Origin of the sequence: Thermogymnomonas acidicola JCM 13583, assembly GCF_001316105.1 — an archaeon.
GTDB classification, from domain to species: Archaea; Thermoplasmatota; Thermoplasmata; order Thermoplasmatales; family Thermoplasmataceae; genus Thermogymnomonas; species Thermogymnomonas acidicola.
The window spans coordinates 71,049-85,570 of record NZ_BBCP01000003.1; the positions used below are offsets into that span (position 1 = coordinate 71,049).

Genomic DNA, 14,522 nt, shown 5'->3' on the forward strand with positions numbered 1-14,522 from the left:
GATCGTTAGGATTTCCGGTCCTGTTGTGATCGCTGAGGACGTAGAGGACGTGAAGATGTACGATGTGGTCAGGGTAGGTGAACTGGGCTTGGTGGGGGGGGAGGTGATAAGGCTCTCCTCCGGCAGGGCCACCATCCAGGTCTATGAAGATACCAGCGGAATAAGGCCAGGGGGGAGAGCGTTGTCACGACCGGGAGGCCGCTCTCGGTTGAACTTGGCCCAGGCCTCCTGACCTCAATATACGACGGCATACAGAGGCCCCCTGGACGTCATAAGGGCCAAGACTGGAGACTTCATAAGGAGAGGGTACACGGCACCCCCCCCACTGGACGAGAACAGGGAGTGGGAATTCGTTCCCCCCCTGGTCAAGAAGGGCCAGAAGGTCTCCCAGGGCCAGGTCATAGGCGAGGTCCAGGAGACTGGCATAATAAAGCACAGGATCATGGTGCCCCTGGGCGTCAGTGGTGAGGTCAAGGACATATCAGGTGGCAAGTTCAGGGTATCCGACACAGTGGCTTACCTGAACGCGTCCGGGAAGCAGGTGGAGGTGAAGCTGAAGCAGAGCTGGCCAGTGAGGGTGCCAAGGAGGGTGCTGAGGAAGCTGCCTCCCGAGATACCCCTTGTGACCGGCCAGCGCGTGGTCGATACGTTCTTCCCCCCCGTCGCAAAGGGAGGCACAGCGGCGGTACCGGGGCCCTTCGGCTCAGGAAAGACTGTGATACAGCACCAGCTCGCAAAGTGGGCCGATGCGGACATTGTTGTCTACATAGGGTGCGGTGAGAGGGGCAACGAGATGACGGAGATACTCACCACCTTCCCGGAACTCACTGACCCGAAGACAAGGAGGCCACTGATGGAGAGGACGATCCTCATAGCGAACACCTCCAACATGCCAGTGGCAGCCAGGGAGGCAAGCATCTACACGGGCATAACGATAGCAGAGTACTACAGGGACATGGGCTACGACATAGCGCTCATGGCGGACAGCACATCAAGGTGGGCAGAGGCCCTCAGGGAGATATCTGGAAGGCTTGAGGAGATGCCCGGAGAGGAAGGCTATCCCGCATACCTTGGCAGGAGGATCTCCGAGTTCTACGAGCGGGCGGGAAACGCACAGGTCATAGCGGACGAGGAGAGGTACGGGTCGATCACGATAGTGGGTGCGGTGTCTCCGCCCGGTGGCGATATATCTGAGCCGGTCTCGCAGAACACCCTGAGGGTAACGAGGGTGTTCTGGGCACTTGATGCTTCGCTTGCCTCCAGGAGGCACTTCCCTTCCATAAACTGGCTCAACAGCTACTCGCTCTACAGGAACGACCTGAGGAAGTGGTTCGACACCAACCTCGCCCCTGACTTCAACCTCATCTACTCAGAGGCCATGGGCACGCTGCAGAAGGAGGCAGAGCTTCAGGAGGTCGTCCAGCTGGTGGGCTATGACGCACTTCCGGAGAGGGAGAAGGCGGTGCTCGACACGGCCAGGATGATAAGGGAAGACTTCCTCCAGCAGAGCGCGTTCGACGAGGTCGACCAGTACTGCTCTCTGAGAAAGCAGTACCTGATGCTCAAGGCGATAATGAAGATGGGCAGGGCACAGACAGAGGCCATAGAGAAGGGAGCACAGATGAGGCAGCTGCAGTCACTGCCTGTGAGGGAGAAGATCTCGAGGATGAAGGAGGTAAGGGAGGAGGACTTCGAGAAATACTATTCGGAGTTGGAGAAGGAGATAGAGGAAGAGGTTAGACCCCCCCTGGCGGAGGCTGTGTGAGATGGTGAAGGTTACCTACAGGTCCATATCCCAGATCTCAGGGCCCCCTCCTCTTTGTGGAGAAGGTCGGGAACGCAGCATACAATGAGATGGTGGAGATCACGCTCCCGGATGGGGGGGAGACCAGGCAGGGCCAGGTCCTGGACACAAGCAAGGACATGGCCGTCGTGCAGGTCTTCGGGCCGACATCCGGAATGGACATCAAGAACACGAGTGTGCGCTTCCTGGGCTCCACTGCAAGGATAGGCGTCTCCGAGGACATGCTCGGCAGGATCTTCAACGGCCTGGGCCAGCCCATTGATGGTGGCCCCGAGATTGTGAGCAAGGACAGGGTGGAGATCGTTGGTGACGCAATAAACCCCCTACTCCAGGGAAGAGCCCTCGGAGTTCATCGAAACCGGCATCTCCACCATAGACGGCATGAACACCCTGGTCAGGGGGGGCCAGAAGCTACCTATATTCTCGGGTTCTGGCCTGCCGCACAACGTGCTGGCCTCACAGATAGCCAGGCAGGCGAAGGTCAAGGGCAGCGACGAGGCTTTGCCGTTGTCTTCGGGGCCATGGGCATAACCAGCGAGGAGGCCAACTACTTCATAAACGAATTCAGGAACACAGGCGCAATTTCCAGGGCCATAATGTTCCTGAACCTCTCGTCTGACCCCCCCTCGATGGAGAGGATCATACTCCCGAGGGTTGCCCTGACGACTGCAGAGTACCTTGCCTATGAGAAGGAGATGCACGTCCTCGTTATACTCACAGACATGACGAACTACTGCGAGGCCCTCAGGGAGATTTCATCTGCAAGGGAAGAGGTGCCGGGCAGGAGGGGGGGATTCCCCGGCTACATGTACACGGACCTGAGCACCATCTACGAGAGGGCCGGGAAGATAAGGGGGCAAGAACGGCTCCATAACGCAGATACCGATCCTCACCATGCCAGGAGACGACATAACCAACCCGATACCTGACCTGACGGGTTACATAACAGAGGGGGCAGATCGTCCTGTCCAGGGACCTGCAGAGGAAGGGCATATACCCGCCTGTGGACGTGCTGCCCTCCCTGTCTAGGCTGATGAACCAGGGCATAGGCAAGGGCAGGACAAGGGAGGACCACAGGGGGGGTGTGGCGGACCAGCTCTACTCCGCCTATGCCAACGGCAAGGACCTCCGCTCTCTCAGTGCCATAGTTGGCGTTGAGGCCCTCGGCGAGAACGACAGGAAGTACCTTGAGTTCGCTGACATGTTCGAAACCAGATACGTAAACCAGGGCCTCTACGAGGACAGGAGCATAGAAGAGACCCTGGACCTGGGCTGGGAGCTCCTTTCATCACTGCCGGAGAGCGAGATGAAGAGGGTGAAGAAGGAGTTCATACAGAAGTACGGAAGGTGGAAGAGGGAGTGAGCTGAATGCCGTCACTGGACGTCAGGCCCACCAGGATCGAGCTCATCAGGATGAACAGGAGGATCAAGCTGGCCCGCAGGGGGGGCCTTGACCTCCTGAAGATGAAGAGGTCGTCCCTGGTGATGGAGTTCTTCAACATAGCCCGGACAGTGCGCGGGATGAGGGAGAACCTCAGGGAAGAGGTCGGTAGGGCCCTGGAGACAATAAGGATGGCGGAGCTCCTCTCTGGGACGATGACCCTGGAGAGGATAGCGTACATGTCTGCAAACTCCACTGTAGGTGTTGGCCTGAAGAACGTGATGGGCGTTAAGGTGCCGGAACTCAACGTGAACTACAGCCAGACCCTGCTCACCAGAGAGTACAGGGCAGTATCCGTTCCAACCGCAGTGAACGATGCAATAGTGAGGTTCGAGAGGGTCTTCATCCTCATGACGGAGATAGCGGAGAAGGAGAACGCCATGAGGAGGCTCCTGTACGAGATAGAGAGGACGAAGAGGAGGTCAAACGCCATAGAGAATATACTGATCCCCCCCCAGCTCGTCTCGACGGCGAAGATGATCAGGATGCACCTGGACGAGATGGAGAGGGACACGTTCACCACGCTCAAGTTCATAAAGAGGAAAATGGGAGAGAAGGAGAGGGATGGCCCAGCAGTTTAAGCCGTGGGAGAAGTGGAAGAGGTACCAGGTGCGGATCCCCCCCAGTGATAAGGTTCAGGCAAACAGGGCCCTGCGCAGCTTCATGAAGATCAGGACAGCCGTTTTCCTGGTCAACCTGGTGGCCACAGCCACGGTGATCGGGTTCATACTTGCAAGGGTGATCTGAAATGCCGGATGACCTGGAGATACTCAAGATGCTCAGGGAGAGGGAGGAGGAGGCGGACAGGGATGTGGAGAACTTCAGGAAGGAGAAGGAGGCCGATTACGCCGCCCTCGTGAAGTCCCTGGAAGAGGAGTACGAGAAGCTCAAGAACAGGCTGGAGGCAGAACTCAAGGACTACCTTGACCAGGTGGAGAGGGAGGCCAGGGAGAAGGCATCCCAGATAATCGACGGTGCGAGCATAAGGGCATCTTCGCTGAAGCTGGACATCTCAGACCGCGAGCTTGAGGCCCTGGTAAAGGACCTCATAGAAAAGTACCTGGAGGCCTGATCACGTTGGTCCTGAGGCCCGTCAGGATGGCGAAGGTGCGCATCATCGGCTCCGTTTCAAAGAGGGATAGGATACTCAGCGCCCTCCACGACCTCGGCGTCATGGAGGTGGAGGAGGTCGGGAAGGAGGTCCTCTCCGTACTAAGGCCAGGGAGGAACCCGGAGATATACCAGAAGGTCATAAACACGCTCTCCAGGTTCAGGAGCTATGAGGCACAGCTCCCTGCCAGGGAAGTGAGGGGAAGGAAGAGGTTCGACAGTGTGGAGCAGGTGCTTGCAGAGGCGGATTCCCTGAACATTGACCAGGACCTTAAGATACTGAAGCAGCAGGAATCTGACATACTGGGGGAACATAAGGGACATTGAGAGCAGGATCGAGCCGGTCAGCGCCATAAGCGACCTGAACTACGACCTCGGCATTTTCAACGGTGCGCGCATATCTTCCTACATAGCGGTGCCGCAGGGGAAGGACTTTGATCCTTCACTTCTCAGGGAGACGCTGAAGGACTCGGTCATAAGGGAGATCAGCGGTGGCAGGATACTCATCTCCATACCCAGGGAGCAGGAGGCCTTCCTCGGGAGGGTTGCTTCCGAGTCCGGCATCAGGCTAATGCACATACCCGACATGATGGGTAAAACGCCTTCACAGTACCTGGAGGAGCTGAACAGGAAGCTCGGCGAGAACAGGGAAAGCCTTGAAACTGTCAGGAAGGCACTGATCCAGTTGTCGGAGAACTACTACGAGAGGGTAGTGCAGATCAGGGAGCAGCTTGAAATAGAGGCCAGGAAGATGGAGGCCATGGAGAAGCAGGCCGCGTCCGGTGACATCTTCGTGCTCGAGGGCTGGGTGCCGGAGAGGGACATGGCCAGGGTGGAGAGGGTCCTCGACCGGGTCTCGAACGGGTCGGTGATCGTGAGCAGGGTGGAGACTGACGAGGTGCCCCCCAACGCTCATGGACAACCCCCCCAGGAGGTTCAGGGCCTTCGAGTTCTTCGTCAGGTTCTATTCAATACCGAAGGAGTACGAGGTTGACCCGACCCTGATATTCGCCCTCATCTTCCCCCCCGTCTTCTTCGGCCTGATGGTGGGTGACTGGGGGGGGTATGGCCTCGTTATACTCTCGATTTCGCTGTGGCTTCTCCACAGGCTCGACCACCCACCGAAGAAGAGCCACATACCCAGATCCCTCTCCAGATTCGCCCTGACGGTCTTCGGGCCCAATGCGCTGAGGACGCTAGCGAGGGCGCTCATACCCGGCGCGGCGGTTGCGATAGTGGCGGGCCTGCTGTTCAACAACTTCTTCGGCTTCCCGCTGCTGCCTCACACGGTCTTCGCCGTGAGCACAGGCTTCGGTGGCGCGAAGATACTGGGCTTCCCGCCCACACCATCGGAATCGTTCTCCGCTACCGTCGTGATACCCAAGATACTGCTCCTGGCTGGCTACATCGGCCTTGCAATGGTCACCTTTGGCCTGCTGCTCGGCATAGCCAACTCGCTCTTCATAAGGGAGAGGAGGCACGCGGTGGGCAAGGCGGGCTGGATCCTGCTGGCATGGGGCATTGCTGTCATTGGCCTCGACCTCATACACCACAACCTCTCCTTCTCCCTGCCCACCGGCCTTGTCAACATAATCTGCCTGGGGGGGCTCATAGTGGTAGGCCTTGCACTGATAATAGTGTTCGAGGGCGCGCTCAGTGCAATTGAGCTCCCGTCCATCATAAGCCACATACTCTCCTACACCAGGCTCGTCGGGATACTCCTCGCTTCGGTCATACTGGCGCAGGTCATAGACATAATCTTCATCAAGGGCGTGGACAAGTCCGTGGGGGGGCTCGCTGTTGCAGGCGTGATTATACTTGTCCTAGGCCAGATATTCAACCTTGCCATCGCGATATTCGAACCAGGCATACAGGGGGGGGCAAGGCTCCTGTACGTGGAGTTCTTCTCGAAGTTCTTCCAGGGCAACGGCAGGGTGTTCAGGCCCTTCGGGATAAAGAGGAGGTACACGCTCAATCAGGTGGATGAGGCGGAGGCAAAGTAAAAAAAAGGTTCAGTTGTTCTTTTTCTCCATGGCCTCTATGCTCACGTTGAACTTCACGACATCGCCCACCAGGACACCGCCACCCTCGAGAGGCATGTTCCAGCGCAGGCCGAAGTCGTACCTGTTGATCTTTCCCTCGACGGAGAAGCCGAACCTCTGATTGCCCCCCCACGGATCCTTCTGGATGCCCTCAAAGGTGCCGTCCACCTCGATCTCCTTTGTCACATCCCTGATCGTCAGCTTGCCCCCCCTGATCTTGTACTCCGAACCGGAGACCTTCTTTATGGACGTGGTCTCGAAAGTTATGTACGGGTACTTTTCCGCGTTGAAGAAATCGTCGCTCCTCAGGTGCGCATCCCTCTGCTTGTCCCTGGTGCTTACTGAGTTCACGTCCACCCTTATGACTGCATGGGCGTTCTCTATGTCGTTCACGTCCCCCCTCGACCTCGCCCTCGACCCTGTCAAAGACACCCTTCACCGTGGCTATCATAAGGTGCCTCACAGAGAACTCCACAGTCGAATGGGAGGCATCCAGAACCCATGTCTTCTTCTGTGTCTCCACGTTTTCCATGTGGACTGCATTTTGTTCTACTATTAAAATATTTCTACACTAATTTGTATACATAATGGGCTCCCACGTGCGACCGAGCTGAACGCGTGGGGGGCAAACAAACGCCCCCCCTGGTGGGGGCGGTGGTTCACCCTATGCTCCGCCTGAAGTTTCGGCCTGGGCCAGTGTGCTCTCCGGTGCCTCCTCCTCCACCGGAACCCTGATGAAGTTAATGAGCCAGAAAGGCCTCCTCAGCGCAAAGGGCCTAGATGGCATGGGCCTGATCGTCACAAGGATGCTCCTCCCAAGCCCTGCCCTGAACCCCCCCCTGACCAGTGATGCCAGCTGCCCGGCAGCCTGCCACTTCCCGGAGGCCATGGTCACAGAGGCGGACATGTTGAATGTGCCGGCAAGCGATCGCCTGATTGTGAAGCAGTAGACTATGTCAAGGCCCCCTGAGTACCATCGGTATGTCGAGCGTGTTCTTCAGGAACGATGGCTCGAACCACTCCCTCACGGCCACAGGCGTTATGAACACCGCAGGGTCGACCCCCGGGGGGGGTCAGCCTCCACCGTGAAACATGGGTAGAGCCGGGTAAAGAAGAGCTCCATGGAGTTGAGGCCTTCCACACAGGATGACGATATAAAGAAGCGTCTGCTCCTGGCCTCTGATAGCACAATGAACGCATTCTCCGCGCCCTGCCGGGGGGGAGGAGCAGCGGTGCCCTGTGGCGGTACCTGACAGGGTCTGTCCTGCCGACATCCTCCTTGAAGACCAGTTCCCTGGCGAACACCGGTGAGGAGTAAGCGGAGAACGATATATATGGTGTGCGCATGGTGTTCCCATGGACGCGTCAAGAGCAGCAACGCTGGACGACATGTTCATGCTACTGAACCCAAGGGATGTGTCCCTCAGCCCATCTGGATCGAGGGCCCTCTTCAGCGCCTCGAAGACGTTCAGGGAGAAGGGAAAGCAGATAGAGAGCGGCATATTCGTCGTGGATGTGAAGGAAAGGAAGGTGGTTAGGAGGATATGGAGGGAGGGACACAGGCTCTTCTCGCCCTGCTTCAGGAGCGACTCGGCTGTTGTGTATGCCGACGCTTCTGACGAGGGCATGTTCCTTGTAATCGAAGATACGGAAAAGGGCCTCGCGGAGGAGGTCAGATTCCGTGGTGAGATCGAGAGTGTCCTGTGCAGCGGCGGAGAGGTCTTCCTGATCGGCAGGCCAGAGGACGTGGAGAAGAAGAGGAGGGAAAAGGAGGGAGACGATGCGTATTTCTTTGAAGAGGAGGAGGTGGGGGGGAGAAGGCTGTACAGGTACGTGGCAGGTACAGGGTTCGTTGAGGTCGGGAGGGGGGGCCTGAACATCTGGGAAGCATCTTTATCGGGAGGAGAGGTCTACGCAGTGGCCTCTGACTGCCCGCACGAGTGGTGCTGGTACTCATCGAAGCTGTACAGGCTGGATGGAGATGAGTGGAGGATGGCCTACAACCCGGGGGGGGTGGCGCCAGATAGCCATGCCGGCCGCATGGCCTGGAGGGGGGGTGGCATTCGTTGAATCGCTCTGGAGCGACAGGGGGGGCGTCACTGCCGGGGGGGACATCCTGGTGCTTGACAGGTCCAGCGGAAAGGTGAGGAATGTAACGGAAGGATCAGGCGGGAGCCACAGCTCTCCCGTATGGGGGGGCAAGCAGGGAGAGCTGTTCTGCGTCTCGCAGTACGAGGACGAGTTCGCACTGGAACAGGTCCTGCCCGAGAGGAGGGTAATATGGAAGAGCCACGGGACTGTCTTGCCAGCCTTTGCACCCTCCGTCTCCCTGGTATCAGGAAAGTTTGCCTTCGCTTTTGAGACACACTCGGAGCCGCCCGAGGTGTACGTGCTTGAAAGGGGGCGCCTGACCAGGGTGAGCGAGATCAACTCCGCCCTCAGGGGGCTGCAGGAGATAAGGTGCGAGAAGGTAGAGTGGGAAGGTGAGGACGGCCTCTCCATCTACGGCCTCCTGAGGTACAGGGAAAGGTCCGACCCCCTCATAGTACTTGTGCATGGCGGGCCGACCTCCTCATCCAAGGATACTTTCCTGGACATGTCCAGGCTCTACATATCCAGGGGGGGATTCTCTGTGTTCCTCCGAACTACAGGGGGGGAGCACGGGGGGGAAAGGGAGGGAGTATGCAGAAGCTAACCTCGGCGACATGGGAGGCATGGACTTCAGAGACATTGTGAGGGGGGGAGTTGAGAAGGTACTCTCCATGGGCTTTGCTGACAGGGAACATGTATACATCACGGGCGGGTCTTACGGGGGGGGCTTCATGACAGCGTGGGCAGTGACGCAGACAGATATGTTCAGGGCTGCCGTTGGCCTATTCGGTATTTCGGACTGGGTTAGCTTCCACGGGGGGGTCAGCAACCTCCCGCTGTGGGACAGGATACACTACAACCAGGACCCTTACGAGTTCGACAGGTTCGTGAAGTTCTCCCCCCCCTCTACCATGCGGCCAGGGTGAAGACGCCGGTGCTCCTGATGCACGGTGTAGAGGACCCGTACGTGCCCGTTGGCCAGTACATGCAGTTCTACAGGGCACTGAGGGAAATGGGCAAGGAAGTGAGGCTACTGCTGTTTCCCAGGGAGGGCCACGGGTTCCGTGAGAAGGAGCACAGGAAGAGGGAGTTTGAGGAGACGGTGGAGTGGTTCAAGAGCCACTCCTGACCTCAGGCCATCTGGGAAAGGGTCTCCCTTATGGCCACCCTCACGCTCTCGTCGCTACTGTACCTGTTCTTCCAGCCCGTGGAGAAGAGCTTTTCAACATCCAGGTGGGCATACTTCACGTCGCCTGCCCACCCCCCCCTCCCGTCCTTCCCCCCCCAGTGAGCCTTATCCTGACGTCTTTTAGGCCCATTTCCCCCCCCTATCACCATCTCCGCTATCCTCATGACAGACGTGACCTCCCTGTTGCCCAGGTTGAATATCTCAGTCCTTGCAGCCCTCTCTGCCAGGTACTCCATGGCCCCCCGGTGCAGTCGTCCACGTGCATGTAGGACTTCTTCTGTGTCCCGTCCCCCCCGAGTACCTCCAGTTCTCTCGGGTTCTTCATGAGCTTGTGGATGAAATCGTATATGACGCCATGCGTGGAGTTCCTGCCCACTATGTTGGCAAAGCGGAAGATAAGGCCCTTGAAACCGTAGTAGTGTGAATATGCAGATACGAAGCCCTCGCCGGACATCTTCGAGGCACCGTAGCTCGATATTGGCATGTATGGGCCGTAGTTCTCTGGAGTCGGTATCTTCTCGGCTTCCCCCCCGTAGACTGTGGAGCTGGAGGCGAAGCAGAAAACCGCGGCATCACACTTCCTGGCAGCCTCGAGCACGTTCACAGTGCCCATGGCGTTCACCCTGAAGTCTAAGAGTGGGTCGGAGATGCCTCCCCCCCTCACGTCTGAGTTGGCGGCCAGATGGAATATGATATCGAAGTGGCCCACCGGCAGTTCCTCCGGCCTCGTGATGTCGCCCCCCCTCACGATCCTGATCCTGTCCCTGAGGTGCCTTATATACCTGTCGTCCACGGAGGAGAAGTTGTCAAGAACCGTGACGGAGTTCCTGGCGCTCAGCAGGTTAACGAGGTTAGAGCCGATGAAGCCTGCGCCACCTGTAACAAGGATTTCCTTGCCCTGGAGCATGGCCCAAAAGCGGGTCTCCTTATAAATTGGTTTTCTCCACTGGCAGGTAAGGTAAGCGATCAATAAAATAGAGGATGGATGCTTACAGTGGTTGTGAGGTAGGTACATCTTGAATCCGAGGCTGTCTGATGAGGTCGTTGACCTGTCAGAGAAGATATACAGGTACGCGGAGCTCGGGAGCGAGGAGTTCAGGTCTGTGAAGGCAATCACAGAGATGCTCTCCAGGTATGGGTTCAGGGTCGAGGCCCCGTACAAGGAGATAGAGACTGCATTCCATGCGGTGAAGGGGGGGCAAGGGAAGGTGGCTGTGGGTTTCCTCTGCGAGTACGACGCCCTCCCAAACGGCCATTCCTGCGGCCACAACCTGATAGCCGCGTGGTCTGTGGGCGCAGCAATAATGCTCGCCGAGGCGGCGAGCGATGTGAGGGTTGAGGTTTTCGGGACGCCGTCGGAGGAGGGAATAGGGAAGTACGCCGGGGGGAAAAGTCCTTCTGGCAAAGAGGGGGTGCGTTCACGACCGTCGACTTCATGGTCGGCATGCACCCCCCCAGCGATGAGTGGTGCGTGGGCACAACCGCACTCTCCGACATAACGTACAGGTTCACGTTCAGGGGGCGATCTGCCCACGGTGCTGCCTCGCCTGAGGCCGGGAACAACGCGCTGGACGCTGCTGTGTCTTCCTACGTGGGCATCAACTCGCTCAGGGGGGCTTCCAGGCCATCAAACAACCTAGTGGTTGGCATGGTGTTCAGGGAGGGCGGCAGAGCGACCAACGTGATACCGGACAGGGCGGTGCTCGACGTCGAGATAAGGTCCACCTCAGCCCCCATTCCTCAGAACCTTCGGGGGGGAAAGGGTGAAGAAGCTCGTTGAAGGCATAGCGTCCGCCTACGGGTGCACTGTGGATGGTGAGGAGATAACGCCCCTGTACGAATCTTATTTGAACAACTCAGTGATAAACCGGGTGCTGAGGAAGTACCTGGAGGCCCTCGGCTACACCGTGAGGGAGGTCGACGAGGGAGAGGTGCCCAGCGGGAGCACGGATGAGGCCAACGTGAGCCGCATAGTCCCGACGGGGGGGCACATAGATGTGGGGGGGATAGCGCCCCCCTGGGTACGCCGGGGCACTCTGACGACTTCAGGGATTATTCCGATCCAAGGAAGAGTAGGAAGGCCCTCATGGATTCCATAGAGGCCACCGTGAGGGCATGCCTTGAGATAGTGTCCAGAAGGGAGCTGATCGATGAAATAAAGGAGGAGTTCAGGAGGAGGTCAGAATGAACGTGATAAGGCCGCCTGCGCTAAGGGAGGGCGACGAGATAAGGATTGTGGCGCCTGCCAGCGCGCCCGACATGAACAACCTGTCAAAGGGCATATCCAGGCTGAGGAAGATGGGCTACAGGGTAACCCTAGGGAGGAACATAAAGAAACTGGTGCAGAGGAACAGCCTGGCTGCCCCCCCTGACAGGGAGAGGATGGAGGAACTTGTCAACGCCTTCAGGGACGACAACGTGAAGGCCATATTCTGCGCCAGGGGGGGTGGATACGGCTCCATACACATATTGCCCCTCATAGACTATGATGTGATCAGGGACCACCCGAAGATCTTCCTGGGTTACAGTGACATAACTGCGCTGCACCTTGCCATAAACAAGATGACTGGCCTCGTGACGTTCCACGGCCCCATGCCCGCCTCTGATCCGAACGAGATGGCGAAGCCAACCTACAGGCACTTCCTGGACATACTCTCCGGGAGGTCGAACGACATAAACCCTTATACTGAGAGGGTCATAAAGTACATAGTCTCCGGCAGGGCAGAGGGCAGGAGCATGGGCACTAACCTCTCCGTAACTGCTTCACTCATAGGTACTTCTTACATGCCCGACCCGGAGGGAAGGATACTCTTTGTGGAGGACACAGGTGTCACCTCGGGTGATGTGGACAGGTACTTCTTCAGCATGAAGCTGGCCGGTATGCTCCCAAAGTTCGCCGGTTTCGTATTTGGTGAGTTCGAGAGCATAAAGGACATAGAGGAGCCCATGCCCTTCGTAGAGGACGTGATACAGATATTCATGAACGAGGTCCAGAAGCCTTCCCTGTACGGCATGCCCTTCGGCCACGGGGATGACCAGATGCTCATACCGCTGAACTCCAGGATCAAGATATCCACAGACGAGCCCTACCTGGAAATGCTTGAGGACGTTGTTGACTGAATCACACTATTGGCAGGAGAAGTTCTATGAACATATTGCCCCTTTCTGATATCTCGTAGTAGATCTTGCTACCGTTCTTCACGGAAAGGATCAGTCCGTCCCTGGCCATTTCCTCCAGTATCCTCTTGCTTATGGAATGGTTCAGGTTGCAGCGTCGGTTATCTGCGTTATCGAAACGGCCCTCCCTGCGTCCCTGATGAATGAGAGTATGTCCAGCACCACCCTGGTCCTGCTCCTCTTTAGCCTGACCGCCCTTGCCCTGTCTTCCTGTGAGGAGAGAATTAAGTCCCTGGCAATGCTGTACGCACCCCTGCCCCTATCACCGTGGTGGCACATCGGTTCAGGCACCCTTATGGCGATCAGGCTCATTCCTGACATCGCCCTCTCCTCCTCTTCACTGATGCCGCAGCAGCATATGACCAGGCGTCTGTAGGCCATTATATCCTGAGAGACGTATGCGAACTTTGCTATCTTTCTCCTGTCGTTCACCGGATCTGATACCACCAGGATCGTGATCACCTGCCTCATCCTTCTGTTGACGAGTGCGGTGCCCAGCCTGTAGAGCCTTCCGGAGTAGCCCCTGACGGACAGGTTCCTCACCAGCGACCACTGGGAGAGGTCACCCGCTATGTGCGATAGATCCGGTGCCGGCTGCATATACCTGATCAGCTGTGGAATGGATATAAAGTCAGCTTAAATGCCACTTAACAATTCGGGAAGCTGGGATGTACCGTTACCTCATTGTAAGGGAGTTGCTGGAAGATACCCTAAGGAGGTTCTCTGAGAGGGAGAGGGAGGTGGAGGTACTGGATGTGGATGGGCTGGTGGCCGTGGGCGACACGCACGGCGCACTGGACGTGTCAGCCTTCGTGGTCTCCAGGTACCTTCACAGGAAACACATAGTCTTCCTCGGCGATTATGTGGACAGGGGGGGCAGGTACCAGTTTGAAAACCTCCTGTTCCTCATCGAGCTGAGCCTGGTCTCCGGGAGGGTACACCTGCTGAGGGGGGGAAACCACGAGGACCTGGGCCTGAACGCCATCTACGGCTTCCGCGCTGTCCTGGACCGCATGGGCATCGCAGACCTTGAAGAGATATTCCAGAGGGCTTACTCTGCAATGCCACTTGTTATCAAGGTCCCGGGGCAGGCCCTGTTCGTGCACGGTGGCGTTCCCCCCCACGGTGCACCGGCTGTGGATGGTGGCATATCCTCCTACGCTGAGGAGATACTGTGGAACGACCCATCTGAATCCGTTCACGATTTCGGCCCCCCAGCCCCCCCAGAGGCGATGGCGCGTACACATTCGGCGTGCAACCGCTGAGGGCCTTCCTCCAGAGGAACGGTTGCCGGCTGCTGGTCAGGGGGCACGAGGTGCAGAGGGAGGGATACAGGGTCATGTTCGGTGGCCTCCTTGTATCGGTCTTCTCCTCCAGGTACCACGGTGGCAGGGCAGCGGTATGCCACCTTAACTTCAGTGGCGCTCCGCTGCTCCAGTTCGAGGTGCTGCCAGATTCCATAGACCCCCCCTCCGACCCTGTCCCACAGGTACAATAGACCTAATGAAGCGCGCCCTCCTGAAATGGCCACACCCATCTCTTGCCACGGGATCTCCCCCCCTCCCAGGGCACACGGCAACGCCCCCCCACTCTTTCTCATGCAACCCTGCTCTGGGCCACCGGGGAACCACATAGGGCAGCATGATGCATTGTTTGCGCGCTGACGTT

General features: G+C 57.8%; 13 protein-coding genes and 6 pseudogenes. 15 read left to right on the plus strand and 4 right to left on the minus strand.

Annotation, left to right across the window (positions count from 1 at the left end; translation table 11 throughout):
* Positions 1 to 55: 55 nt before the first annotated feature.
* From JCM13583_RS03445 to JCM13583_RS03470, 6 genes and pseudogenes are all read left to right on the plus strand, one after another.
* Positions 56 to 1,765 (plus strand): annotated as a pseudogene (locus JCM13583_RS03445) (V-type ATP synthase subunit A).
* A gap of 89 nt (positions 1,766 to 1,854) precedes the next feature.
* Positions 1,855 to 3,167 (plus strand): annotated as a pseudogene (locus tag JCM13583_RS03450) (V-type ATP synthase subunit B).
* Positions 3,152 to 3,826, plus strand: a pseudogene (locus JCM13583_RS03455) (V-type ATP synthase subunit D). The pseudogenes JCM13583_RS03450 and JCM13583_RS03455 overlap by 16 nt, the downstream one beginning before the upstream one ends.
* Positions 3,810 to 3,992, plus strand: a complete 183-nt coding sequence (locus JCM13583_RS03460; RefSeq protein WP_075056703.1) for a hypothetical protein — start codon at positions 3,810 to 3,812, stop codon at positions 3,990 to 3,992. The pseudogene JCM13583_RS03455 and the gene JCM13583_RS03460 overlap by 17 nt, the downstream one beginning before the upstream one ends.
* 1 nt (position 3,993) lies before the next feature.
* A complete protein-coding gene (locus JCM13583_RS03465) occupies positions 3,994 to 4,317 on the plus strand; it encodes a hypothetical protein (protein ID WP_075056704.1) in 324 nt (107 codons plus the stop codon).
* A gap of 26 nt (positions 4,318 to 4,343) precedes the next feature.
* Positions 4,344 to 6,358: pseudogene (locus JCM13583_RS03470) on the plus strand (V-type ATP synthase subunit I).
* Between the two features lie 9 nt (positions 6,359 to 6,367).
* Here the strand turns inward: JCM13583_RS03470 and JCM13583_RS03475 are convergent.
* Positions 6,368 to 6,929: pseudogene (locus JCM13583_RS03475) on the minus strand (polyisoprenoid-binding protein).
* 132 nt (positions 6,930 to 7,061) lie between these two features.
* Entirely contained in the window at positions 7,062 to 7,304 is a 243-nt protein-coding gene (locus tag JCM13583_RS03480; protein WP_075056705.1) for a hypothetical protein, read from the minus strand.
* A gap of 449 nt (positions 7,305 to 7,753) precedes the next feature.
* On the opposite strand from JCM13583_RS03480, the gene JCM13583_RS03485 reads away from it, so the two are divergent.
* The 3 genes from JCM13583_RS03485 to JCM13583_RS03500 all read left to right on the plus strand — a co-directional run bounded on the left by JCM13583_RS03485 (position 7,754) and on the right by JCM13583_RS03500 (position 9,617).
* Entirely contained in the window at positions 7,754 to 8,467 is a 714-nt protein-coding gene (locus tag JCM13583_RS03485; protein ID WP_075056706.1) for a hypothetical protein, read from the plus strand.
* A 485-nt stretch (positions 8,468 to 8,952) separates the two neighbouring features.
* The gene (locus JCM13583_RS12010) at positions 8,953 to 9,414 is read left to right on the plus strand and encodes a prolyl oligopeptidase family serine peptidase (RefSeq protein ID WP_162509322.1); all 462 of its coding nucleotides are present in this window, start codon (positions 8,953 to 8,955) and stop codon (positions 9,412 to 9,414) included.
* A complete protein-coding gene (locus JCM13583_RS03500) occupies positions 9,327 to 9,617 on the plus strand; it encodes a prolyl oligopeptidase family serine peptidase (protein ID WP_075056708.1) in 291 nt (96 codons plus the stop codon). The genes JCM13583_RS12010 and JCM13583_RS03500 overlap by 88 nt, the downstream gene beginning before the upstream one ends.
* 2 nt (positions 9,618 to 9,619) lie before the next feature.
* Here the strand turns inward: JCM13583_RS03500 and JCM13583_RS03505 are convergent.
* A pseudogene (locus tag JCM13583_RS03505) lies at positions 9,620 to 10,584 on the minus strand (NAD-dependent epimerase/dehydratase family protein).
* A 109-nt stretch (positions 10,585 to 10,693) separates the two neighbouring features.
* Here JCM13583_RS03505 and JCM13583_RS03510 point away from each other — a divergent pair.
* The 4 genes from JCM13583_RS03510 to JCM13583_RS03525 all read left to right on the plus strand — a co-directional run bounded on the left by JCM13583_RS03510 (position 10,694) and on the right by JCM13583_RS03525 (position 12,797).
* Positions 10,694 to 11,176, plus strand: coding sequence for a hypothetical protein (locus tag JCM13583_RS03510; RefSeq protein ID WP_075056709.1), 483 nt, complete (start codon positions 10,694 to 10,696; stop codon positions 11,174 to 11,176).
* Positions 11,149 to 11,457: a peptidase dimerization domain-containing protein gene (locus JCM13583_RS03515; RefSeq protein WP_075056710.1), complete on the plus strand. Its 309-nt coding sequence runs from the start codon at positions 11,149 to 11,151 to the stop codon at positions 11,455 to 11,457. Before JCM13583_RS03510 ends, JCM13583_RS03515 begins: the two co-directional genes overlap by 28 nt.
* Positions 11,441 to 11,776: a hypothetical protein gene (locus JCM13583_RS03520; RefSeq protein WP_075056711.1), complete on the plus strand. Its 336-nt coding sequence runs from the start codon at positions 11,441 to 11,443 to the stop codon at positions 11,774 to 11,776. Before JCM13583_RS03515 ends, JCM13583_RS03520 begins: the two co-directional genes overlap by 17 nt.
* 85 nt (positions 11,777 to 11,861) lie before the next feature.
* Positions 11,862 to 12,797 (plus strand): LD-carboxypeptidase, encoded by a 936-nt coding sequence (locus tag JCM13583_RS03525; protein WP_075056712.1) that lies wholly within the window; start codon positions 11,862 to 11,864, stop codon positions 12,795 to 12,797.
* A gap of 141 nt (positions 12,798 to 12,938) precedes the next feature.
* On the opposite strand, the gene JCM13583_RS03530 is transcribed toward JCM13583_RS03525, so the two are convergent.
* Positions 12,939 to 13,454 carry a hypothetical protein gene (locus JCM13583_RS03530; protein ID WP_075056713.1) on the minus strand — a complete coding sequence of 172 codons (516 nt, stop codon included), beginning with the start codon at positions 13,452 to 13,454 and terminating at the stop codon, positions 12,939 to 12,941.
* Between the two features lie 68 nt (positions 13,455 to 13,522).
* Between JCM13583_RS03530 and JCM13583_RS03535 the strand changes: the two genes are divergently transcribed.
* A complete protein-coding gene (locus JCM13583_RS03535; protein WP_075056714.1) occupies positions 13,523 to 14,119 on the plus strand; it encodes a metallophosphoesterase in 597 nt (198 codons plus the stop codon).
* Positions 14,107 to 14,352: a hypothetical protein gene (locus JCM13583_RS03540; RefSeq protein ID WP_075056715.1), complete on the plus strand. Its 246-nt coding sequence runs from the start codon at positions 14,107 to 14,109 to the stop codon at positions 14,350 to 14,352. Before JCM13583_RS03535 ends, JCM13583_RS03540 begins: the two co-directional genes overlap by 13 nt.
* Positions 14,353 to 14,522: the final 170 nt, after the last annotated feature.